Genomic DNA, 21,274 nt, shown 5'->3' on the forward strand with positions numbered 1-21,274 from the left:
GGCGCACTGCACGAGGGCGGCGAGGGATTCGACGAGGGCGTCGAGGAGTTCGTCGGCCGAGCTGTCGCGGGGGTAACCCCGGGGGCGGGCGACGCGGTGCTCAGGTTCAGTGCCAGTACTTCATGTCCGTACCTCCTCCTTCGGTGAAGGGCGCGGGCATCACATGGCTGAGGTTCAGTGCCAGTACTTCATGTCCTGACCTCCTCCCCCGTGGTGGGGCGCAGCGTCACCTCGAAGCGGTCGAGGCCGCGGAGGGTCAGGTTGCGCCGGTGGTGTGGTTCCGCGACCGCCTGTGCCCGGGGGTGGTCCGTGGCGAGGGTCCCGAGGACCGATCCGGCGAGCCGGATCGCCATGGACGCGCCCAGGCAGGCATGGGCCCCGCGGCCGAACCCGAGGTGCGGGTTCGGGGCGCGGTCGAGTCGCAGCTCGGTGGGGTGGGCGAAGCGCAGCGGGTCGTGGTTCGCCGCGCCGAGGAGCAGGGTCACCGGGTCGCCCGCCTTGATCGTGACGCCGCCGAGTTCGGTGTCGGCGACGCACACGCGGGCGTCGGCCTGGACGGGGGCGTCGAAGCGGACGAGTTCGTCGACGGCGGTGGCCCGTCCGGCCGTGCGGAGGGCGTCGAGGGCGCCGGGCGTGGTGAGCAGGGCCTTCGCGGCGTTGCCGAGGAGCCGGGAGGCCGATTCGTATCCTGCGTGCAGGACGGCGCGCAGGCTGTTCCGCAGGACGGCCGGGTCGACGCCGCTGTCGTCGGCGTGGGCGGCGACGTACGCGATGAGGCCGGTCTCGGGCGGGTCGGCCAGCCAGCCGCCGGCGTACGCGGCGAGTTCGGCGCGTGCGGCGACGGCGGGTTCGTGCTTCTCCGGCCAGAGTCCGGCGTCCATGCCGTCGACGACGGTGCGGGACATGGGGACGAACCAGTCGAGGTCGGGGGCGGGCACGCCGAGGAAGGCGGTGACGAAGCGCAGCGCGAGCGGTTCGGCGAGTTCTCCGACGAGGTCGAAGGAGGGGCGTGCGGCCAGCTCGCCGAGGAGTTCCTTGACCTCGTGGTCGAGGCGCTCGTGGAGGGCGTGCCGGTCCTGGGCGCGGAAGCCGTCGAGCAGCAGGTGCCGGATGGCGGTGTGCTCGGGCGGGTCGAGGGTCTGCACGCTGAGCAGCGGGGCCGGGACGTCCTCACCCGCCCGGCGCCAGTCGGAGGCGAAGCGGGCGCTGTCGGTGAGCACGGCGAGGCAGTCGGCGTGTCGGGTGAGCACCCAGGAGCCGAGCGGTTCGTGCCAGAGGACGGGGGTGGTTTCGCGCAACTCGGCATATGCCGGGTAGGGGTCGGGGAGGACGTCGGGACGGGCCAAGCCCTTGATCGGATCGGCCGGCGCCGTCTGGTCGAGCTGTGCCACGAATCGTCTCCCCCTGCGCAGTAAGGCCTGGTTGAGGCCGTAAATGCTGTCGGTTGAGCAGTGCGGAGCAAACGTTTCGCCGGTGGGCCACGTCGCTCCGCGGGCAATTCTGCGTGCTGATGGCCGGTGACGCTACCACGCAACTTCCGTGGCTGGTATGACTACCTGCCACAGATCTTTCGAACGCTCACGGGGAGTAGCGGATGTCGGATCAAGGTCAGACGATCGTCCATGACGTGCCGCTGAACGTCGCTCAACAGCCCGACCCGTACCCGCTGTTCGAGCGGATCCGGGAACACGGCGTGGTGCAGCGAGTTCGGCTGAATCCCACCCTTGAAGTCTGGATGGTCACCGGTTATGACGAGGCGGTGGCGGCGCTGACCGACACGCGGCTCAGCAGCAGCCCCGCCGGAGTCAACGGCCTCGCCGAGGAGATGGCGCACCAGGAGCGCACCAACGTCCTCATGGCGAGCATGCTGGTGGCGGACGGCTCGGACCACACGCGGCTGCGCAACCTGGTCTCCAAGGCCTTCACCGCCCGCCGGATCGAGGCGCTCGCCCCGCGGATCCAGGCCCATGCGGACGCGTTCGTCGACGCGTTCGCCGGGCGCGGATCGGCGGATCTGGTGTCCGAGTTCGCGCTGCCGCTGCCGATGGCGGTGCTGAGCGACCTCATCGGCATCCCGGCCGAGGGCCAGCCGGACTTCGCCAGGCTCGCGGTCGGGCTCATCATGCCGCCGAACACCCCCGAGCGGCTCGCGAAGGGCGCCCGGGCGCGGGCAGAACTCACGGAGTTCTACGAGCCGTTGATCGCCCTGCGCAAGAAGGAGCCGCGCGACGACCTGCTGAGCGCACTGTGCGCGGCGCAGGCGGAGGAGAAGATCAGCGATCGCGAACTGACCGCCATGGCGATCCTGTTGACCCTCGCCGGGCACGAGACCACGGCGAGTCTCATCGCCAACGGGATGCACGCCCTGCTGCGCCACCCGGACCAGTTCGCGGCGCTGCGCGACGAGCCGGAACTGCTGCCGGGGGCGATCGAGGAACTCCTGCGTTACGAGGGGCCGGTGAGCCGTGGGGTCGCGCGGTTCACCGTGGACGCGTACGAGATCGGCGGGGTCACCGTGCCGGCCGGCGAGATGATCATCATCGGCCTCGCCGCGGCCAACCGCGACCCGGGGCGCTTCGACCGGCCCGACATCCTGGACGTGGCCCGTCGCGAGATGCCTCAGCAGTTGGCTTTCGGCCACGGCATGCACTTCTGCCTGGGCGCGCCGCTCGCCCGCGCGGAGGCCCGGATCGCGCTCGGCACCCTGCTGCGCCGCTTCCCCGACCTGCGGCTCACGAACCCGGACGAGGACCTGAGCCGGCGCGAGGGCATCCTGCGCGGGATGGCGACGCTGCCGGTCAGCTTCACGCCGGTGCCGGCGAGCGGGACCGCGTGAGCGGGGCGCGGGCCTCCGGCCGTACCGCCGCGTTCGACGCGATCGCCCCCACCTATGACGCGTCCCGGGGCGGGACCGCCCGGGCGGCCGTCTTCGCCGAGCAGCTCTCCCCGCTGCTCGACCCGGCCGAGCCGGTGCTCGACATCGGCGTCGGCACCGGGATCGTGGCGGCCGAACTGACCGCGCGGGGCCACCGGGTGTGCGGGGTCGACCTGTCTCCGGGGATGCTCGCGCACGCCCGGGAGCGGCTCGGCGCCCGGGTCGCGGTCGGCGACGCGGGCCGGCTGCCGATCCGGACGGCGTCGGTGGCGCAGGCCGTGTCCACCTGGCTGCTGCATGCCGGACCCGACCCCCGGGCGGTCTTCGCCGAGGTGGCGCGGGTGCTGCGGCCCGGGGGCCGCTATCTGGTGATCCCGGCCCGGGGCATGCGTCCCACCGATGACATCGGCCGGATCGTCAACGACCTGGAGGACCGCCTCGACCCCGAGCACAGGCGTCAGGACGGGCCGGACCTCCTCGCCCCGTCGGCCGCCGCGCGCGGCCTGGCCTACGAGGGCCCGGCGGAGCGACGTCCCACGGTCTTCCGGGTGTCTCCGGCCGGGATGGCCGACACCATCGCCGCCGGCCGTCTCTTCACGGGCGCCTGGCAGGTCCGCGACGAGGACCTGCCCCTGGTCGCGGAGGCCTGCGCGCGCCTGCGGGCCCTGCCGGAACCGGAGGTGCCCCGGGTGCGGGAGATGGCCGACTTCGTGATGGTCTTCCGGCGGGAGGGCTGAGCGGGCCGGCGGCCGCGGGCGTACGCGCCCCCCGGCCGCCTGCCGTACGCCCGCTACTGGCCGTACCGCAGCGCCGCCGCGTACGCCTCGTCCGGGTCGAGGCGGCGGAGTTCCTCGGCGATGAGTTCGGCGGTGGTGCGGACCTTGAGGGCCATGACGCGGCTCGGCTGGCCCGGAATGGCGAGGCGGGCCACCGGACCCTCCGGGCGGTCGATGCGGATCTCGCCGTCGGGGGTGCCCATGCGGACCGCCGTGACGACGGGGCCGTCGGTGACGACGCGTTCGACGGGGACGTCGAGGCGGTCGCCGAACCAGCGGGCGAGGAGCTCCGCGCTGGGGTTCTCCGCCTCGCTCTCGACGGCGGCCGACGTCACCGTCATCGGGGCCTGGTCGAGGGCGGCGGCGAGCAGGGAGCGCCAGGGGGTGAGCCGGGTCCAGGCGAGGTCGGTGTCGCCTGGCGCGTAGGAGGCGGCGCGGACGGCGAGCGCGCCGATCGGGTCCTCGACGGCGTACGCGTCGGTGATGCGGCGCTGGGCGAGAGAGCCGAGCGGGTCCTTGGAGGGCACGTCGGGCGCGTCGACCGGCCACCAGACGACGACGGGCGCGTCCGGGAGCAGCAGCGGCAGGACGACGGAGTCGGCGCGGCGGGCGACTTCGCCGTGCAGGCGCAGGAGCACGGTCTCCCCGGCGCCCGCGTCGGTGCCGACGCGGACCTCGGCGTCGAGCCGCGTCTCACTGCGGGCGCGCGGGGAGCGGGCGTGGCGCTTGATGACGACGAGGGTGCGGGAGGGGTGCTCGCGGGAGGCCTCGTTGGCGGCCTTCACGGCGTCGTAGGCGTTCTCCTCGTCGGTGACGACGACGAGGGTGAGGACCATGCCGACGGCGGGGGTGCCGACGGCCCGGCGGGCCTCCAGGATCGTTTTGTTGATCTTGCTGGAGTTGGTGTCCGTGAGATCGATCTTCATGACCGGCACCGTTTCCTTCCGTCACGTGCGCGCATGTCGCGGCTCTCCCCCTGCTCTCCCCGTAGCACCGGACCGGCTCCGGATCTTCCCGCCCAGTATCGCGTCATCCGGGACCTGCCGTACCGGCTCAGGACGGCTCGCCGACGGCCAGGACGAGCTTGCCGCGGGTGTGGCCCTCGCTGTTGAGGCGCCAGGCCTCGGCGGCCTCCCGCAGCGGCAGGACCCGCTCGACGGGGACGGTGAGCCGGCCCTCGTCGGCGAGCGCCGCCAGCGTCGACAGGCCGGCGCCGTCGGGGCGCACCCAGACGTAGTGCCCGCCGAGGGCGGCGGCCCGGTGGTCGGCGATGGAGGCGAGGCGCTCCGGGGAGCGCAGCAGGTCGACGGAGACGTCGACGGATTCGCCGCCGACGAAGTCGAGCGCGACGTCGACGCCGTCGGGGGCCAGTTCCCGGACGCGCTCGGCGAGGCCGGGGCCGTACGCGACGGCTTCGGCGCCCAGACCGCGCAGGAACTCGTGGTTGGCGGGGCTCGCGGTGCCGATCACGCGGGCGCCGCGGGCGACCAGGAGCTGGGTGGCGAGGGAGCCGACGCCGCCGGCGGCGGCGTGCACGAGCACCGTGTCGCCGGCGCCCGCGCCGACCCGGTCGGACGCCTGCAGGGCGGTCAGGCCGGCGAGCGGCAGACCCGCGGCCTGCGCCCAGCTCAGCGCGCGGGGCTTGCGGGCGAGCATGCGCACCGGGACGGCGACCTGCTCCGCGTAACCACCGTGCTCGGCGCTGTCCTTGCGGATGTAGCCGAACACCTCGTCACCGGGGGCGAATTCGGTGGAGTCGAGGCCGTTGCGGGCGACGACCCCGGCGACGTCCCAGCCGGGGATCATCGGGAAGTGGGCGACCATGATGGGGTCGAGCCCGCCGGCCGCCAGTTTCCAGTCGACCGGATTGACCCCGGCGGCCTCGACCCGCACCAGGACCTCGCCGGGCGCGACCTTGGGATCCGGGAGGTCCATGAGCGTGAGGTCCTCGGGGCCGCCGTACTCGGACAGGGCGATCGCCTTCACGGGATCACCCCTCCGAGCCGCTGGCGCTGCCGTGCTCGGGCTCGGGTTCCTCGGCCGCGGCCGGCTGGGCGATGGCCTCGGCCCGGCGGCCGACGACCGCCGCGGCGGCGAGCGCGGTGCCGATGAAGGCCGTGGCGACCACCCAGGGCCGGTCGAGGACGTGCCCGGTGGCGTGGTCGAGGGAGTAGCGGCCGGCTCCGGCGATGCCGATGGCGGCGGCGGTGAAGCCCAGGAAGGCGGGGTACTCGAACCCTCCGCTCATGGCGAAGAAGCCGGACGGGGCGTGCACGGCGACCGCGCCGGCCATGGCGCCCGCGGCGGCGGCGCCGGCCGCCGGGGTGGCGAGGCCGAGGGCGAGCATGACGCCGCCGCCCGCCTCGCCGAGCCCGGCGGCGACGGCGCTCTCCCGGCCGGGCGAGAAGCCCATGGCCTCCATCGCCTTGGTGGTGCCCTCGATGCCGCCCCCGCCGAACCAGCCGAGGAGCTTCTGGGTCCCATGCGCGGCGAGCACGGCACCGGTGCCGACCCGCAGGGCGAGCAGACCGAGGTCGCGGCGGTTGAGAGCGGTCATGGGATCTCCCGGTGGGGACGCGGGCGCGGCGGGTGCGCGCGCCCTCGGCAGGCCTTCTCCGCTCCACTCTGCTCCGCCCGGGCGGGCGAGCGGATGCGTTACTCGTCCATACAGGTCATCTTTTGCGGCGTTCGTCCGCTGTTGCTTTAGTGAGAGCGCTGGTGACGGTCCGACGAGAGTGGTGACGCATGACCGGCGATTCCGCGGAGACCGCGGCCCTGCGCGCGAGGATCCGGGCGCTGATGCCCCGGGCCAAGGAGGACCTGACGGAGCTGGTGGCGATGCGGTCGGTCGCCGACCCGCGCCAGTTCCCGCCGGAGGAGTGCGCCGAGGCGGCGGACTTCCTCGTGCGCGCCTTCACGGAGGCCGGGCTCCGGGACATGCGGCGGGTGACCACTCCGGACGGCACGGACGCGGTGGTCGGGCACGCGCCCGGCCCCGAGGGTGCGCCGACCGTGCTCCTCTACTGCCACTACGACGTGCAGCCGCCGCTCGACGACGCGGCCTGGCGGACCCCGCCCTTCGCGCTGACCGAGCGCGACGGGCGCTGGTACGGGCGCGGCACGGCCGACTGCAAGGGCAACATCGCCATGCATCTGACGGCTCTGCGCGCGCTCGGCGGACCCGAGCGCAGGGGATTCCCGGTGAACGTCAAGTTCGTCGCCGAGGGATCGGAGGAGCAGGGCACCGGCGGACTGGAGCAGTTGGTGCCGCAGCAGCCCGAACTCTTCGCCGCGGACACCCTGCTGATCTGCGACACGGGGAACTTCGCGCTCGGCCTGCCCACCGCGACGACCTCGCTGCGCGGCCTGGCCAACGTCGTGGTGACCGTCTCCACGCTCCGCGGCGAGATGCACTCCGGCATGTTCGGCGGACCGGCCCCGGACGCCCTCGCCGCGCTCGTCAGGATCCTGGACAGCCTGCGCGACGATGCCGGCAACACCGTCGTCAAGGGCCTTCCCGCCGATGGGATCTGGGACGGCGTCGCCTATCCCGTCGAGCAGTTCCGGACCGACGTCGGCGCGCTCGACGGCGTGTCCCTGCTCGGCACGGCCTCGGTCGCCGACGAGCTGTGGGCCCGGCCCGCCGTGACCGTGCTCGGCATCGACTGCCCGCCGGTGGTGGGCTCCTCGGCGGCCGTGCAGGCGACGGTACGGGCCCGGGTCAGCCTCCGGGTGCCGCCGGGCGTCGACGCCGAGGAGGCGCGGGCCGCCCTGACCGCCCATCTGGTCGCCGCCGCTCCGTGGGGCGCGCGGGTCGAGGTGGAGCCGGAGAGTGCCGGGCAGCCGTTCCGGGCGCGCACCGACGGGCCCGCGTACCGGGCGCTCGGCGCCGCGCTCCGGCAGGCGTACGGGAAGGAGATGGTGCAGGCCGGGCAGGGCGGTTCGATCCCGCTGTGCAACGTGCTCGCCGCGCAGTTCCCTGACGCCGAGATCGCGCTGATCGGGGTCGAGGAGCCGGGCTGTCTCATCCACGCGCCCAACGAGAGCGTCGACCCGACCGAGATCGAGAACATGGCGCTGGCCGAGGCGCTGTTCCTGAGCAGCTACGCGACCGCGCGCTGAGCGGGCGCGGAGAGAAGGGGATGCCCCCATGGCACAAACACACCGACACCCGCCGTACGAACCCCCGTCGCCGGAGGACGTGCCGCCCGGTCCGCTCGGCATGCTGGCCGGCCTGGCCTGGCAGGCCCTCCTGCTGTCCGGTCTCGTCGCCCTCGTCATGGGTGTGCTCGTCCTGGTCTGGCCGGGGCAGTCGCTGGTCGTCGCCGGTGTGCTGTTCGGCCTGTACCTGCTGGTCAGCGGTGTCATGCACCTGGTCGCGGCCTTCGGCACGCACCTGCGGACCTCGCTGCGGGTCATGGCCTTCATCAGCGGCGCCCTGTCGATCCTGCTCGGCCTCTTCTGCTTCCGGGGCGCGATGCAGTCGGTCCTGCTGCTGGCGCTGTGGATCGGGATCGGCTGGCTCTTCCAGGGCATCACGCAGACGGTGGCGGCCGCCTCCGACCCGACGATGCCGGCCCGGGGCTGGCACGTCTTCCTGGGTGTCATCAGCGCGCTCGCCGGTGTGGTGCTCATCGTCTCGCCGCTGGAGTCGGCGGAGGTGCTCATCCTGCTGGGCGGGATCTGGCTGGTCGTCGTGGGCCTGATCGAGATCGTGACCGCCTTCCAGGTGCGCTCGCGGGCCAAGCACATCCCGCCGGGCACCTGAGGGCCCCAACTCCCCGCACGAGGCCCGCCCGGTTCGCCCGGGCGGGCCTTGCGCTACATTTTGCCGGTCCTTGACCCCGATCGTTCACGATCACTTCCCCCCGGAGCCGGCATTCCATGAGCGACATCGTCAACGGCCTCGGCCGGACCGCCTCGTACGGCGCCCTCGGCGTCGTCCTGCTGATCCTCGGCATCGTCCTGGTCGACCTCCTGACGCCCGGCAAGCTCGGCCGGCAGATCTGGGAGGACCGCAACCGCAACGCCGCGGTCCTGCTGAGCTCCGCGCTCCTCGGCATAGGCGGCATCGTCTTCACCTCGATCTGGACGACGTACGACGACTTCGGCAAGGGCCTGGTGTCCACGGCCGCGTTCGGGCTCCTCGGACTCGTGATGATGGCGGTGGCGTTCTGGGTGGTGGACCTCGTCACCCCCGGCAAGCTGGGCAAGACCCTGGTCGACCCGGAGCCGCACCCGGCGGTGTGGGTGACGGCCTCCTGCAACATCGCGGTGGCGGCGGTCATGTCCGCCTCGATCGCCTGACCCGGTCGCCCGGTCCCGGCGCGCCCGCGGCACCGACCGCCGCGCCGGCGATCACCGCAATATCGAAGAAGCGCCGCGCCCGTCCGGCTTCCTAGCGTGGGACCCATGAACGCACGCCCCACGAAGGAAGAGAGCACCATGGACGCGCACGAGGCCCACCAGGTGGACGGCACGGCCCTGCGGGTCGCCCTGTGGCGGGCCCTGCACCGCCAGGTCGACCCGGCGCCGCACGTCCTCGACGACGAGCTCGGCCTGCGCCTGGCGGCGCCGGACGAGGGGTGGCGCGAGCGCCCGGACATGCACCCGGAGGGCACCCGCCGCATGCGGGCCTCCATCGTGGCCCGTGCCCGGTTCCTCGAGGACCTGGTGGCGGAGCGGGCCCGGGACGGCGTCACCCAGTACGTCCTCCTGGGCGCCGGTCTCGACACCTTCGCCCAGCGCCGCCCCGACCTGGCCGCCGGCCTGCGGGTGTTCGAGGTCGACCAGCCGGGTACGCAGGCCTGGAAGCGCCGCCGACTGGCCGAGCTCGGCCTCGACCGGCCCGACGGGCCGCGCTTCGTGCCCGTCGACTTCGAGGCGGGCGACTCCTGGTGGGACGGCCTCGTGGCGGCCGGCTTCGACCCCGGCCGGCCGGCCGTGGTGGCCTCCCTGGGCGTCAGCATGTACCTCACGCGGGAGGCCACCGAGGCCACCCTGCGCCGGAACGCCGCGCTCGCCCCGGGGTCCACGTTCGCGATGACCTTCATGCTGCCGCTCGACCTCGTCGGCGCCGACGAGCGTCCGGGGCTCGAGGCGACGCAGCAGGCCGCCCGGGCGGCCGGCACCCCCTTCGTGAGCCTCTACGCCCCGTCCGACCTGCTCGCCCTTGCCCGCGAGACCGGCTTCCGCAACGCCGACCACATCTCGTCCGCCGCCCTCGCCGACCGCTATTTCGCCGCCCGCCCCGACGGGCTGCGCCCGTCCAGCGCGGAGGAGCTTGTCGTGGCCACGGTGTAGCGCCGGGCCGGTCATGCGGTGGGGGCCACCGCCGCGCCCGCGGACGGTCCCGAAGGTCAGTCGGCGGGCCCCGCCGGCTCCACCTCCAGATAGCGGTGGCGGCGGGCACCCCGGTAGAGGAGGGCGTCCCAGCCGAGTGGTGCGAGGGCCGACGCGCAGGCGGTGAGGGCGGCCTCAGCCTCGTGGGCCGCGCCCGAGCCCGGCGGGCCGAGCCATTCGACGACGACCGTGCCGAGGCGTTCGCCCGGCGCGACGCGGTAGCCGGTCGCGACCCGGGCGCCGGACGCGTCGAGGGCCGAGGGGGGCCGCTTCGCCGCCTCCAGGGCCAGCGCCACCGCACGCAGCGGCTGCCGCAGCTCCCATTCGGCCGGGCGGGCGGCCGGGTCGCCCCCGCCCCGGCGGTTGGTCAGGCGGCGGATCTGCAGGAGGCCTTCGAACGCGGCGCGCACCTCGCGGGACCGCTGTTCCGCGTCGCCCTCGGGCGGCAGTCCGTCCCCCGTGGCCGCCGCGAAGCCCGCGCTCACAGGAGGCGCCGGATGTCGCCGCGGACCCGGTAGAAGCCGCCGGAGGCGGCGTGCAGGGCGTCGACCACGTAGCGGGCTCCGGGCTCGCGGATGGCACGCGGGAACTGCACGTTCCACCCGGTCTCGTAGCCCTCGGTCAGGACGTGGACGCGGGTCCGGGAGCCCTCCTGGACGCACTCCACCACGATCGAACCGGCCGGGACCGAGCTGACCGCGTCGACCGCGGCGACGGTGGTGGCCGGCGCGTAGGTGGGCAGGGCGGCGGCGAGCTTGACGTCGTGGGCGACCGGGACGGTGCCCTGCTGTGCGGCCGCGATGGCCGCCTCGCTCGCGTCCACGCACAGCAGCGAGCCGTCCGTGGTCACGAGATAGAGCCGCTCGTCGTGGTACTGCATGGAGAGCGCCGAACCACCGCCGGTGCCCAGCTTCCACAACCGCGTGCCGTCCTCGGCGAAGCAGTAGACGGAGGAGGCACCGTCGCCGGCGAAGACGAACCGCCCGCCGGGGGAGGTGGCGCACGAGTACACCACGCTGTCGCAGGCGTAGACGGCCTCGGTCCGGCCGTCCTTCTTGGCCAGGCGGTGCACCTTGCGGCGCCCGGTGCCCGCGTACACGGCGGTGTCCTCCTGCCAGCCGAAGAGCACCCCGCCCTCGGTGCCGGTGTGCCACAGCTCTCCGCCGCCGTCGGGCGCGTAGGCCGTGACGCCCCGGCTGTCCCCGTGGTAGACGGCTGCACCGTCCGCGCGGACCATCCAGGCGTGCTCGCCGCGGCCGCTGCGCGCCCACTGGTGCTCGTCCTCGTGGTCGATGACGGTGAGCCGGCCGGAGCGGTCGGCGACGTTCAGCACGCCCTCGTGGATGTCGAGCCAGAAGATGTCGACGTCGGCGGCGATGTCGTACGCGGCGAAGGGCAGCTTGGACGAGAGGTCGTAGACCCGGCCGTCGTCGCAGCCCGCGTAGATCCAGAAGTCGTCGGCGACCAGGCACTTGACGCCGTCGGGCAGGCCGAAGCGGGCCAGGACCTCGCCGGTGTGGCTCAGGGTGAAGACCTCCCCCGCCTGGTTGCCGACCCAGCAGCGATCGTCGTCGACGTGGATGCCGAAGGCCGCGGACCCGGTGCGGAAGCGCCACAGGACGGGGGCGACCGCGCGGGCCGTCGACGGCGCGGACACGACCGCGCGCCGGGTGACCGAGCGCGGCGCGCGCTGTCCCTGGACCGCCGGCGCGTACCCCTTGCGGACCTTCTCCCCTATCTTCTTCGCCGCCGCCGCCCGCGCCTTCTCGGGCGTCGCGAAGGTCGAGGTCTGCGTCTGCCCCGCCGCGCCGATCCGTCCGTAACGGACCGACACCACCGTGCCGTCGACCGTCACTTCGTAGAACTTGTGCGCGCCGCCGCCGTCCTGCGACAGCTCCAGATAGGTCTTCGTCGTCATGTCCTGAACGGTAGGGGGAGCCACTGACAACGCCGGTCCGACGCCGCCGAGGACGGAAGGAGGGGGGCCGGACCGCGGCGGCCGGGCTCCGTGACCGGACCGGCCGCGCCCACGGGCGCTCCCGCTCCGGCCACCGCCCGAGGAGCCCGTACCGTCGGGCGCGAGGGCGCCGCCCCGCGCCCGGTCGGGTCAGACCGCCTCCGCCGCCCGGCGGCTGCCCTCCTGCTCGTCCTTCTCCGCGTTCCCGTCGGTGTTCGCGCCCTCCGCGCTCTCCGCGCTCTCCGCGCTCGCCGCGCTCTCGGTGTTCGGGGCGTTCGAGGTGGTCGAGGTGTTCTCCGCCCTCTCCTTGAGGGTGATGCGGCCCTTGCGGAGGGTCGCGAGACGCGGGGCGCGGCGGGCGATGGCGCTGTCGTGGGTGACCATGACGAAGGTCAGGCCGTGCTCCTTCCAGAGGCCTTCGAGGAGCTCCACGATCTCGTCGCGCATCGACTCGTCGAGGTTGCCGGTGGGTTCGTCGGCGAGCAGCACCTTGGGCCGCTTCACCAGGGCCCGGGCGATGGCGACGCGCTGCTGCTGGCCGCCGGAGAGCTCGGAGGGCAGGTGGCGGGCGCGCTCGCCGAGGCCGACGGACTCCAGGGCCTCGGCCGCGCGCCGGCGCCGCTCGGCGGGCTTGACGCCGAGGGGGACGAGCGCGGTCTCCACGTTCTCCTGGGCGGTGAGGGTGGGGATCAGGTTGAAGCTCTGGAAGACGAAGCCGATGTTCTCGCTGCGGACGGACGTCAGGCGGCGCTCCGAGATCGTCGCCAGGTCGGTGCCGTCGAGGAGGATGCTGCCCGAGCTCGGGCGGTCGAGGCCGCCGAGCATCTGCAGCAGCGTCGACTTGCCGCCGCCCGTGGGGCCCTGGATGACCAGCCGGTCGCCCTCGTGGATGGTGAGGTCGATGCCGGCCAGGGCGTCGACTCTCTCCTGACCGCGCCGGTACTGCTTGGTGACACCGGTGAGTTCGTACATGGGGATTCCAACTCTTGCGGAACGGATGGGAGTTTCGGGCTACTCGACGCGGCGCAGGGCGTCCGCAGGGCGCAGCCGGGACGCGCGCCAGGCGCCGAAGGCGCCCGCGACGAGGCCGCCGCCGAGGGCGAGGAGCACGGCGAGGCCGACGGTGGTGAGGCTGACGGGGGCGGTCAGGGCGATGTCGACGGTCCTGCCGAGCGCTCCGCCGGGGCCGCCTCCGCCGAACACGCGGCCGCCGCCGGGTCCGCCCGCACCGCCTGTGGTGCCGCCGAGTTCGGCGGTGAGGGTGGGGCTGACGGCGGTGACCAGGTAGGCACCGCCGAGGCCGATCGCGATGCCGAGGACGCCGCCGACGAGGCCGTTGACCAGGGCTTCGCCGACGACCTGGCGGGTGACCCGGCCGCTCTTCCAGCCGAGTGCCTTCAGGGTGCCGAACTCGCGGACGCGCCGGCTGACGGCCGAGGAGGTGAGCAGCCCGGCGACCAGGACGGCGGCGAGAAGCACCGCGTACGAGAGCCAGCGGCCGACGGTGGTGGCGAGACCGGAGGCGGTGTCGAGCGAGCCGGAGACCGTGCGGGCGAGGTCGGCGGACGTGGTGACGGTGGTGCCGGTGACGTTCTTCTGGATGGCGGCCCTGACGGCCTCGATCTCCGTGGAGTCGGTGGCCTTCACGTAGACCGTGGTGATCTTGCCCGCGGAGTCGGAGAGGGTCTGGGCCTGCTTCAGCGGCAGGTAGACCTGTGCGGCGGCCTGGCCGCTGTCGGCCGTCGCGATGCCGATGACCGTGAAGGTCACGCCCTTCACCGTGAGGGTCTTGCCCACGCCCAGACCCTCCTGCTGGGCGTAGGCGCTGTCGAGGACGGCGACCTCGGCGTCGGCCTCGGTGGGCGTGAAGCCGCGGCCTCGTGTGACGGTGGAGGTGGTGAGGGGGCCGAGGCCGGGGGCGGTGACGTCAGTGCCGTAGATCGTGAAGGAGTTGACGTCGAAGGCCGCACCGCCGCCGGTGACGGTGTCGCCGGGGCCGGAGCCGCCGCCCGCGCCGCCGGGACCGCCGGGCCGCGTGGTCTGCCCGCGCTGGATCTCGCCGCGCTGGAACTCACCGTTGATCCTGAGGTTGACGAGGCTGAGGCCGCCGACGGCCTGCGCGACGCCGTCCTGCTTCGCGACGGTGCCGACGGTGGAGTCCGGGAGGGTCTGGAAGCCCTGCACCATCAGCCGGTCGCTGCTCTGTTCCTCACCTTCGTCCCGCCCCTGGAACTCGAAGCGCGGCCGCTGGGCCTGCTGCCCGTCCTTCGGCTGCTCCCGCGCCTTGGTGACCGTGAGGTCCGTCCCGAGCCCGTAGAGGGATTCGAGGACCTTGCCCTGGGCCTGCTTCATGCCGGACGACACGGACGTGACGACGATGACCAGCGCGATGCCGAGCGCGAGCCCGGAGGCGACGACCAGTGCCGCCTTTCTGCGACGGCGCAGCTCGCGCCTGAGGTAGGTGAAGAACATGACGGCGAAGCTAGGAGCGCCCGGTGATGGCGGGATAAGCCGCGCGTGAGAGTGTCATGAGAGTGCGCGGTGGGCGGCGCACGCGGGCGGGAGCGCGCCCTTGTCCCGACGGGGGCTGGGTATGCGCGGGGCGGACGCGCGGGTAGTCGGGCATGCCCGGGACACGAGCCGGATCGGCCGGCCCTGCTCGACCCGCCGGCGGGCGCCGTTGGCGTTGGGGGCGGCGACGATCGGCCGGCGGCCGTCCGGGATGACTTGCGGGCCAGCCGGCGAGCGTGCCGGCGGTGCGGGCGGCGTCGAGGAGCTGTTGCCGGGTGGCGAGCTCCTTGTCCAGGCCGCGGAGCCTGCACAGCACTGACCGGTGCCGGTCCGCGGTGCGCAGGTCCATCCGGGCGCGGCAGGCGACGGGTTCCCCGTCGGCCTCCCGGGCGAGGGCGCGCAGCAGTCGGCGCTTGGCTTCCAGGCTGCCCTGGAGAGCCCTGCTCAGTGACATCAAGCAGCTCTGCTGAGGGCCCGCCTCACAAGGGCAGCCAACTGGGCCACCCCAAGGGCGTTCCGCCTGGTTCGCACATGCTTTCCGGGCGGCCTGGCGAGACGTACCACACTGCCAGCGTCGGCCAGAGCAGCACCGCCGTGGCAAGAACTGTCAATACCAAGGGCAGCAACAGCCCCCGTCGGCCGGTCACCTTGCGCATCACAGCCCACAGCACGGTCGACACCGTCGCCATGCTGGTCGCTGCGACTACCAACAAGAAGAGCTGGCCTGGACCCGTGCTGCCGAAACCGCAGTTCGCCCATGAACTGAGCAGCAGCACGGAGGTCACGAACCCGGACCCCAGAAAGACTACGCACCCGATCAACCAGGCACCGGCGCTGTACTGCGCCCTCTTCTTCACGAGGGAAGGCCGTATTTCCTCTGTCTCCATGGATCCGCCTTCCGCCGGGAATGGGGCACCAGAAGAGGGCGGCCGCCCCGCGGTCGACCCACCTCTGCGGCGCGTGATGTTACATGGGGCCCTGGTCACAGGTGGAGATGATCTTGGCGTGGATGGTGTGATCACGGCGTCGGAGCCCTCCTGGATAGCCCCGTTCACCGGGCTGAGTCTGCGTCAGTTCGACAAACTGGTTGCCGGGCAGCGGCCGGCCGACCACGACGATCCGACGTGGGAACTGTCCGGCGCCAAGGCCGCCGTCGGCAAGACCACAGTGATCGCGGACGGCGGTCACCGGGGCACCGGCCCAGTCATCCCGCACCGACGCGAACGCGGCCAGACCGAACTGCCGGACTGAACTTTGGCGCCTCGACGCGCTGCGTCGGATACGGCGCGGCCCCACCGCGAAGGCTCACCCCCGAGCCCCACTCTCACGTCGAGGCGGGGACGACTACCTGACGGCCCGAATCCTCCAGGCCTGATTGCCGCCACCGTGGCAGGGCCAAATTTGCAGATATCCCCCTAGCTGCGGGGTGCCCGACGGGCTATAGATGTCGAGGCATTTGTTGCTTTGAACGGAGCGGATCTCCCATTGATTGTCGCCACGGCGCCAGAGATACCACTTCTGATTAATATTGCCGGAGCACCGGTATTGCTGGACCCTCGTGCCACTCTGCGTCCTGCCCCACTCCACGTCCAGGCATTTCTGGCTATGCTTCGCCACAATCTGGAAACTATTCCGGTAGACAGTTCCATCGATGGTTCGAGGCGCTTTGAAATAGAACTTCTGATTATCCCCACCGTGCCTGCCCCACACACCCAGCTTTATCTCGTCGGCCGTACTTGCAGCAAATACGTCCACCACGAGTGGATGCTTGGGGTCCGTGCCCCCACTGGCGATCGAGTACGCCTCGCCGCCGACATCGAAGGGATGGTAGACGATACGAGTTTCAGGGTCTCGGCTGGCAGTGCCTGCCCACCCGTAGGCCACCTCTGCATTCTGCCGCCGCGCACGGCTGTACGCTCCCTGACCGACACACAGGGTGTCGCCGGGAACGGCATAGCGGTGCCTGTATCCGTTCAGGCACTCACCTGCACTATTCGTGTTGCCTCCGGCATTTATCGCGTCGATGGTGAGGAGAGGGATCTCATACCATGGGACGCAGACGTAGTCAGCTGCAGTGATCTGACGCCACTTGTAACCTTCGCGGCATTGGCTGGGTCCCTGCGGCACTGCCTTCGGCGCCACGGCTGTGGCCGGCCCGCCGACGATTACCAGACCTGCCACGACGGCAGCAGTGACCACGCCAGCCTCAACCGGGGTACGGCGTTCCGCACGCTCACGTCCAGTTTTCCGCGCGTTCTTGACGCGCGCCCACGGGTGGCTCATGTGCATCTCACCTGCTCGCAGGGGCATGGGATTCCGCGTCGGTGATTGGCTGTCAGGCGCGTTCCGCGCGACATCGAACCGCTGGCCAACTCCCATTTTCGCATCGCCCTCGGTCGGGTGCCCTGTTGAAATGGGGACGATGAGTTCCGCGAGCCCGGCAGCGGGGGGCGGACTGGCCCGAGGCTTGGTGATGAATCAGAAGCTCGGGAACAACACGGAAACAGCGCTGCGAAGTCACTGCCGCCACCATGTGCGGCCATGCGACCTCGACGCTCACCGTTCCCACCATCGCTCACGCCGGCACCTGACGCTGCGCTGCCCGGACCGCGTCTCCCGCACACGGCCGCCGCGGCAGTCCTCCAGCGCCGCCACTGGTCATCCCGCGGCCTCGCCGCTTGGGGCGTCGCCCGCCGGCCCAAGTCCAGCGCCACGCGGCCGGCGTGGGCGAATCGAATGACCAGCCGGGACAGCTGACCCCGCGGGTTCCGCCCCGCCGCGTCGGGGGCTGCGACGTACTCCGGGACCTTCGACAGTTCGACGTCGAGAAGGAAGGCGTCGGTGCACGCGGGCAAAGGGTGAGGCGGTCACCGGACCGGCCGTCCTCAGTCGGCACGGGAACGATGCCGTCCGTGCGGTCGCCCTGGGCGTTGCCGGCGATGTGCTTGCCGGCTCAGCCGCCGTACGCCAGCGGGTCGGCGAGGACGTCGCGCAGCACGAGCGCCGCCGCGCCCCGGGCGGCGTCGGCGGTGCTGGAGGCGGCCCGCAGCCGGCGCCTGGCGGGGGTCCAGAGGCCGGAGACGACACGGCGGCCCAGTTCTGCCTCGGCGGCCGGGGCGAGCCAGGGCATCAGGCGCGGGTAGATGCCGCCGAGGACGACGGCCTGGGGGTCGAGCAGGTTCACGGCGCCGGAGACGGCGACGCCGAGCATCCGGCCCGCCTCGTCGAGTGCGGCGAGCGTCCGCGGCTCCCCGTCCTCCGCCCGCTGGACGAGGGTGTCGACGCCACGCGCTCCGGCGGCGCGCAGCAGCGCCGCCTGGCCGGCGTACCGTTCGAGGCAGCCGTGGGAGCCGCACCGGCAGCGCGGGCCGTCCGGGATGACCGTCAGGTGCCCGATCTCCCCGGCGAAGCCGTGGGCGCCGCGCAGGAGTTCGCCGTCGAGGACGATCGCGCCGCCGACCCCGATCTCGCCGGTGACGTGCACGAAGCTGCGGATCCCGGCGAGGTCGCCGAACCACAGCTCGGCGAGGGCCGCGACGTTGGCCTCGTTGTCGGAGGCGACGGGCAGGGCGGGGGCTCCGGCCGGGCGGGCGGCGTGGAGGGCGCGGGCGAACAGGGTGTCCGCGTCGACCCGGTTCCAGCCGAGGTTGGGCGCCTGCTGGACGGTGCCGCCGGCGACCAGGCCGGGTAGCGCGAGCCGTACGCCGGTGGGCCGCAGGTCCAGGTCCGCCGCCTCGGCCAGGACCTCGGCGGCGATGCCGGCCGCGCGGCGCAGCACCTCGACGGGGGCGAGGGCCCGGTTCTCGACGGGCACGGTGCGGCGTACCCGGTCGGCCCCGGTGAGGTCGGCGACGCACGCGCTCACGTAGTCGACGTTGAGCTCGACGCCGAGTCCGGCGACGCCGGTGGTCGCGGGCTTGAGGACGGTGCCGGGCCGGCCCGCGGAACCGCTGAAGGTCTTGCCGGACTCGACGAGCAGACCGCGCTCCAGCAGCTGTTCGACGAGCGAGGACACGGCGGCGCGGGTGAGGCCGACACGGGACGCGACGGCCGCGCGGGTCGTCTCGCCCGCCTCGTGCACGGTGCGCAGCACGAGGCTCAGGTTGTGCCGGCGTACGCCCGCCTTGTCGGCCTTGGGCTCCGGGGTGTCCTGGCGGGTGTTCATCGCGCAGAGCCTAACCGCAGTGCGGCCGAACGGCCCCGGTGAGCACCGTGGGCCGGTGACCCGTGGGGGTTCGGGGGGCCCGGAACCTCCCCGCCGCCTCCATGGCAGTTCGGTCACCGAACTCTTTGGGTTAGGGTCTGTTCATGACACTTCCGCGCGACTACAGCGGGCAGAGCTGCGCCCTCTCCCGCTCGATGGAGATCGTCGGCGAACGCTGGACGCTGCTGATCGTGCGGGACGCGTTCCACGGGGTGCGCCGCTTCGGCGAGTTCGCCGCGCACCTCTCGGTCCCGCGCGCCGTGCTCACCGACCGGCTCGCCACGCTCACCGGTGCCGGGGTGCTCGAACGCCGCTCCGACACCGGGCGGCGCGAGGGATACGCCCTCACCGCCAAGGGCGTCGCGCTGTGGCCGGCCGTCCGCGCGCTCAGCGCGTGGGGCGACCGGTTCTACCCGGCCGGGAGCGGGCCGCGCCGTGTCTACGTGCACGTCGCCGACGGCGCCGCGGTCGACGAGGGGGGCCGCTGCACGGGCTGCGGCGGCCTCGTCCCGGTGGCCGACCTGCTCGTCACCCCCGGCCCGGGGGCCGCGCCCGCCGGACCGGACGCCGACCCCGTGACGGCCGCGCTGGCCCGGCCGCACCGACTGCTCACCCCGCTGCTGCCCCAACCCGCCCACAGAGAGGTCGTAGAACGATGAGGATCCTGGTCGTCGGCGCCGGCGCCACCGGTGGCTACTTCGGCGCCATGCTCGCCCGCGCCGGACAGGACGTCACCTTCCTCGTCCGCCCCGCCCGCGCCGCGGCGCTGCGCCGCCGCGGGCTGCGGGTCGTGGGCCGGGACGAGGAGTGGCGGGTCGACCCCGTGCTGCTCACCGCGGAGGAGCTGGCGGCCGCGCCGGCCCCGTACGACCTGGTGCTGCTCTCGGTGAAGGCGACCGCCCTCCCGGCGGCGATGGAGGACCTCGCCCCGGCCGTCGGGCCGGAGACGGCGATCGTGCCGCAGCTCAACGGCTTCGCCCATCTCGACGCGCTCACCGCCCGGTTCGGGGAGGACCGGGTGCTCGGCGGGGTGTCGAAGGTGGTCACGACCCTCGACGACGAGGGCGACGTCCTGCGGCTCGCGCCGCTCGCCCACCTGACCCTCGGCGAGCGGGACGGCACCGTCTCGCCGCGCGTGGAGGCGATCCGGAAGGTGCTGGGCGGGGCGGGCATCGACGCGCGCGTGCCCGAGAACGTGCTCACCGCGATGTGGCACAAGTGGGTCTTCATCACCACCTTCGGCGCGCTCACCAGCCTGATGCGCGGCACGGTCGGCGAGGTCAACGCGCAGCCGGGCGGTACGGAGCTGGCGACCGGCCTGCTCGACGAGGCCTCCGCCGTGGCGGCGGCGGCCGGCCACCCGGTGCCGGAGGCGGAGCGCCGGATCAGCCTGGACGTGGTGACGGCCGCCGGCTCCCCCATGGTGCCGTCGCTCTACCGCGACCTGGTGGCCGGCCGCTCCACCGAGGTCGAGCACCTCTTCGGCGACCTGACGGACCGGGCCCGCGCGCTCGGCGTGCCGACGCCGCTGCTCGACCTGGCCCTCCTGCAGCTGCGGATCCACCAGGCGCGGGTCACAGCCTAGGTCGCGTCCGTGCAGTCCCGCCCGGCTCGCCACGCCTGGGACGCCCGCCGCGTCGTCGGGATCACCCGAGTGCGCCGGGTACGAGGGCGCCCCTCCGCCTGGCGATCGCACGCACGGGACGCCGCGAGCCCCGCCCTGGGGGCGAACGGCGCCCCTTTCCGGACGCGGCCTACGGGGCGACGAAGAGCCGGGGGAAGCGGGGGCCCAGCCAGGGTTTGCGGCCCCAGGCGAGCGCCCGGCCGGTCGCCATCACGGGACCCGGGTCGATGCGTCCCATCGCCATGAGCAGGAAGGCGACGGGCTCGGTCAGGATCGTGCAGTCGGCGCGGTCGACGGGGCCCTCGGCCGTCGTGACCTTTCCGTCGGCGACGGTCACGCCGAACTGGGCGCCGCCCCACAGCCGTACGCGGAAACGTGCGTCGAGACCGGCGACCGCGGCGGGGTCCGCCACCCGGGGCATCACCGCGACCATGAACGGCAGCGTGAGCTCGACCCTGCCGCGGTCCAGCATGTGCGGGCGGCCGAGCGCCCGGGCCAGGTCGTAGCCGTGGCCCAGCATGTGGGTGAGGAGGTAGGCGCCGAGCGCGGCCGGGCCGAACGCGCCCATCGGGCTCTCCACGACCTCCTCGGGGGCGCGCTCCTCGACGGCGTCGAGGAAGGCCAGGGCCTGGTCGTGGATCAGGTCGGCGAGCGGACCGGCGGCCCGCTCGGGGTAGGCCGCCAGGACCTCCTCGTTGGCGGCCGCGATGCCCTGCGGGCTGCCGTCGCCGTACGGTTGGGGCCGGCCGGCGGCGAGCTCGGCCATCAGGCGGTTGGCCTGGCCGAGATGGGCCGCGGTCTCGCCGAAGGTCCAGGTCAGACGCGGCACCGGACGCCCGGTGTCGGGCGCGGCCCGGACGACCTCGGCGATGTCCCGCGCGGTCCCGCGTATCGCCTCGCCGAGCCCTTCCGGCAGCACACCCATGTCTCCCCCTGCTCGCCCGCCCCGATGGATCAGGGCGCAAGAGTAGGGGGTGACCCCGGC

18 protein-coding genes and 2 pseudogenes are annotated in these 21,274 nt (G+C 73.3%); 9 read left to right on the forward strand and 11 right to left on the reverse strand.

Translation table 11 applies throughout. From position 1 onward, the window contains the following. Window positions 1–188 precede the first annotated feature (188 nt). Window positions 189–1,391: a cytochrome P450 gene (locus tag AB0M16_RS25760; protein WP_365346811.1), complete on the reverse strand. Its 1,203-nt coding sequence runs from the start codon at window positions 1,389–1,391 to the stop codon at window positions 189–191. A 203-nt stretch (window positions 1,392–1,594) separates the two neighbouring features. Here AB0M16_RS25760 and AB0M16_RS25765 point away from each other — a divergent pair, with 203 nt between their 5' ends. Beyond that, window positions 1,595–2,836, forward strand: a complete 1,242-nt coding sequence (locus AB0M16_RS25765; RefSeq protein ID WP_365346813.1) for a cytochrome P450 — start codon at window positions 1,595–1,597, stop codon at window positions 2,834–2,836. Next, window positions 2,833–3,612, forward strand: a complete 780-nt coding sequence (locus AB0M16_RS25770; protein WP_365346815.1) for a class I SAM-dependent methyltransferase — start codon at window positions 2,833–2,835, stop codon at window positions 3,610–3,612. Before AB0M16_RS25765 ends, AB0M16_RS25770 begins: the two co-directional genes overlap by 4 nt. A gap of 53 nt (window positions 3,613–3,665) precedes the next feature. Here the strand turns inward: AB0M16_RS25770 and opcA are convergent, their stop codons facing one another. The 3 genes from opcA to AB0M16_RS25785 all read right to left on the reverse strand — a co-directional run bounded on the left by opcA (window position 3,666) and on the right by AB0M16_RS25785 (window position 6,208). Continuing rightward, the gene (opcA, locus tag AB0M16_RS25775; RefSeq protein WP_365346817.1) at window positions 3,666–4,577 is read right to left on the reverse strand and encodes a glucose-6-phosphate dehydrogenase assembly protein OpcA; all 912 of its coding nucleotides are present in this window, start codon (window positions 4,575–4,577) and stop codon (window positions 3,666–3,668) included. A 127-nt stretch (window positions 4,578–4,704) separates the two neighbouring features. After that, on the reverse strand, window positions 4,705–5,637 hold the full coding sequence (locus AB0M16_RS25780) for an NADP-dependent oxidoreductase (RefSeq protein WP_365346819.1): 933 nt from the start codon (window positions 5,635–5,637) through the stop codon (window positions 4,705–4,707). Window positions 5,638–5,641: 4 nt separating this feature from the next. Continuing rightward, window positions 5,642–6,208, reverse strand: coding sequence for a DoxX family membrane protein (locus AB0M16_RS25785; RefSeq protein WP_365346821.1), 567 nt, complete (start codon window positions 6,206–6,208; stop codon window positions 5,642–5,644). A gap of 188 nt (window positions 6,209–6,396) precedes the next feature. On the opposite strand from AB0M16_RS25785, the gene AB0M16_RS25790 reads away from it, so the two are divergent. From AB0M16_RS25790 to AB0M16_RS25805, 4 genes are all read left to right on the forward strand, one after another. Next, complete coding sequence (locus AB0M16_RS25790) at window positions 6,397–7,773, forward strand: dipeptidase (protein WP_365346823.1); 1,377 nt, start codon at window positions 6,397–6,399, stop codon at window positions 7,771–7,773. 28 nt (window positions 7,774–7,801) lie between these two features. Beyond that, window positions 7,802–8,419: an HdeD family acid-resistance protein gene (locus AB0M16_RS25795; protein ID WP_365346825.1), complete on the forward strand. Its 618-nt coding sequence runs from the start codon at window positions 7,802–7,804 to the stop codon at window positions 8,417–8,419. 116 nt (window positions 8,420–8,535) lie between these two features. Continuing rightward, window positions 8,536–8,958, forward strand: a complete 423-nt coding sequence (locus AB0M16_RS25800; protein ID WP_365346827.1) for a DUF350 domain-containing protein — start codon at window positions 8,536–8,538, stop codon at window positions 8,956–8,958. Between the two features lie 105 nt (window positions 8,959–9,063). Next, window positions 9,064–9,954, forward strand: coding sequence for a class I SAM-dependent methyltransferase (locus AB0M16_RS25805; protein WP_365346829.1), 891 nt, complete (start codon window positions 9,064–9,066; stop codon window positions 9,952–9,954). 56 nt (window positions 9,955–10,010) lie between these two features. On the opposite strand, the gene AB0M16_RS25810 is transcribed toward AB0M16_RS25805, so the two are convergent. From AB0M16_RS25810 to AB0M16_RS25825, 4 genes and pseudogenes are all read right to left on the reverse strand, one after another. Further along, a complete protein-coding gene (locus AB0M16_RS25810; RefSeq protein WP_365346831.1) occupies window positions 10,011–10,478 on the reverse strand; it encodes a hypothetical protein in 468 nt (155 codons plus the stop codon). Next, a complete protein-coding gene (locus tag AB0M16_RS25815; protein ID WP_365346833.1) occupies window positions 10,475–11,911 on the reverse strand; it encodes a WGR domain-containing protein in 1,437 nt (478 codons plus the stop codon). Before AB0M16_RS25815 ends, AB0M16_RS25810 begins: the two co-directional genes overlap by 4 nt. A gap of 342 nt (window positions 11,912–12,253) precedes the next feature. Beyond that, window positions 12,254–12,922: pseudogene (locus AB0M16_RS25820) on the reverse strand (ABC transporter ATP-binding protein); the annotation flags it as partial. A gap of 39 nt (window positions 12,923–12,961) precedes the next feature. Beyond that, entirely contained in the window at window positions 12,962–14,422 is a 1,461-nt protein-coding gene (locus AB0M16_RS25825) for an ABC transporter permease (protein ID WP_365346835.1), read from the reverse strand. A gap of 1,164 nt (window positions 14,423–15,586) precedes the next feature. Here AB0M16_RS25825 and AB0M16_RS25830 point away from each other — a divergent pair. After that, window positions 15,587–15,709: pseudogene (locus AB0M16_RS25830) on the forward strand (IS5/IS1182 family transposase); the annotation flags it as partial. Between the two features lie 96 nt (window positions 15,710–15,805). On the opposite strand, the gene AB0M16_RS25835 reads toward AB0M16_RS25830, so the two are convergent. Together AB0M16_RS25835 and AB0M16_RS25840 are read right to left on the reverse strand one after the other, a co-directional pair. After that, window positions 15,806–16,744, reverse strand: coding sequence for an RICIN domain-containing protein (locus tag AB0M16_RS25835; protein ID WP_365346837.1), 939 nt, complete (start codon window positions 16,742–16,744; stop codon window positions 15,806–15,808). A 670-nt stretch (window positions 16,745–17,414) separates the two neighbouring features. Next, window positions 17,415–18,626 carry an ROK family transcriptional regulator gene (locus AB0M16_RS25840; protein ID WP_365346839.1) on the reverse strand — a complete coding sequence of 404 codons (1,212 nt, stop codon included), beginning with the start codon at window positions 18,624–18,626 and terminating at the stop codon, window positions 17,415–17,417. 143 nt (window positions 18,627–18,769) lie between these two features. On the opposite strand from AB0M16_RS25840, the gene AB0M16_RS25845 reads away from it, so the two are divergent. Then, window positions 18,770–19,324 (forward strand): helix-turn-helix domain-containing protein, encoded by a 555-nt coding sequence (locus tag AB0M16_RS25845; protein WP_365346841.1) that lies wholly within the window; start codon window positions 18,770–18,772, stop codon window positions 19,322–19,324. Further along, the gene (locus tag AB0M16_RS25850; RefSeq protein WP_365346843.1) at window positions 19,321–20,250 is read left to right on the forward strand and encodes a ketopantoate reductase family protein; all 930 of its coding nucleotides are present in this window, start codon (window positions 19,321–19,323) and stop codon (window positions 20,248–20,250) included. Before AB0M16_RS25845 ends, AB0M16_RS25850 begins: the two co-directional genes overlap by 4 nt. Window positions 20,251–20,419: 169 nt before the next feature. Here AB0M16_RS25850 and AB0M16_RS25855 read toward each other — a convergent pair whose 3' ends face one another. After that, window positions 20,420–21,214, reverse strand: coding sequence for a maleylpyruvate isomerase family mycothiol-dependent enzyme (locus AB0M16_RS25855; RefSeq protein ID WP_365346845.1), 795 nt, complete (start codon window positions 21,212–21,214; stop codon window positions 20,420–20,422). Window positions 21,215–21,274 lie beyond the last annotated feature (60 nt).

The organism is Streptomyces sp. NPDC051921, from assembly GCF_040680975.1.
Taxonomy (GTDB): Bacteria; Actinomycetota; Actinomycetes; order Streptomycetales; family Streptomycetaceae; genus Streptomyces.

Bases quoted from the DNA above. Each gene is read 5' to 3' on its own strand.
- AB0M16_RS25825 (WP_365346835.1), bottom strand. From the start codon at position 14,422: ATGTTCTTCACCTACCTCAGGCGCGAGCTGCGCCGTCGCAGAAAGGCG.
- AB0M16_RS25805 (WP_365346829.1), top strand. From the start codon at position 9,064: ATGAACGCACGCCCCACGAAGGAAGAGAGCACCATGGACGCGCACGAG.
- AB0M16_RS25785 (WP_365346821.1), bottom strand. From the start codon at position 6,208: ATGACCGCTCTCAACCGCCGCGACCTCGGTCTGCTCGCCCTGCGGGTC.
- AB0M16_RS25835 (WP_365346837.1), bottom strand. From the start codon at position 16,744: ATGAGCCACCCGTGGGCGCGCGTCAAGAACGCGCGGAAAACTGGACGT.
- AB0M16_RS25850 (WP_365346843.1), top strand. From the start codon at position 19,321: ATGAGGATCCTGGTCGTCGGCGCCGGCGCCACCGGTGGCTACTTCGGC.
- AB0M16_RS25765 (WP_365346813.1), top strand. From the start codon at position 1,595: ATGTCGGATCAAGGTCAGACGATCGTCCATGACGTGCCGCTGAACGTC.
- AB0M16_RS25840 (WP_365346839.1), bottom strand. From the start codon at position 18,626: ATGAACACCCGCCAGGACACCCCGGAGCCCAAGGCCGACAAGGCGGGC.
- AB0M16_RS25845 (WP_365346841.1), top strand. From the start codon at position 18,770: ATGACACTTCCGCGCGACTACAGCGGGCAGAGCTGCGCCCTCTCCCGC.
- AB0M16_RS25815 (WP_365346833.1), bottom strand. From the start codon at position 11,911: ATGACGACGAAGACCTATCTGGAGCTGTCGCAGGACGGCGGCGGCGCG.
- opcA (WP_365346817.1), bottom strand. From the start codon at position 4,577: ATGAAGATCGATCTCACGGACACCAACTCCAGCAAGATCAACAAAACG.
- AB0M16_RS25790 (WP_365346823.1), top strand. From the start codon at position 6,397: ATGACCGGCGATTCCGCGGAGACCGCGGCCCTGCGCGCGAGGATCCGG.
- AB0M16_RS25800 (WP_365346827.1), top strand. From the start codon at position 8,536: ATGAGCGACATCGTCAACGGCCTCGGCCGGACCGCCTCGTACGGCGCC.
- AB0M16_RS25855 (WP_365346845.1), bottom strand. From the start codon at position 21,214: ATGGGTGTGCTGCCGGAAGGGCTCGGCGAGGCGATACGCGGGACCGCG.
- AB0M16_RS25795 (WP_365346825.1), top strand. From the start codon at position 7,802: ATGGCACAAACACACCGACACCCGCCGTACGAACCCCCGTCGCCGGAG.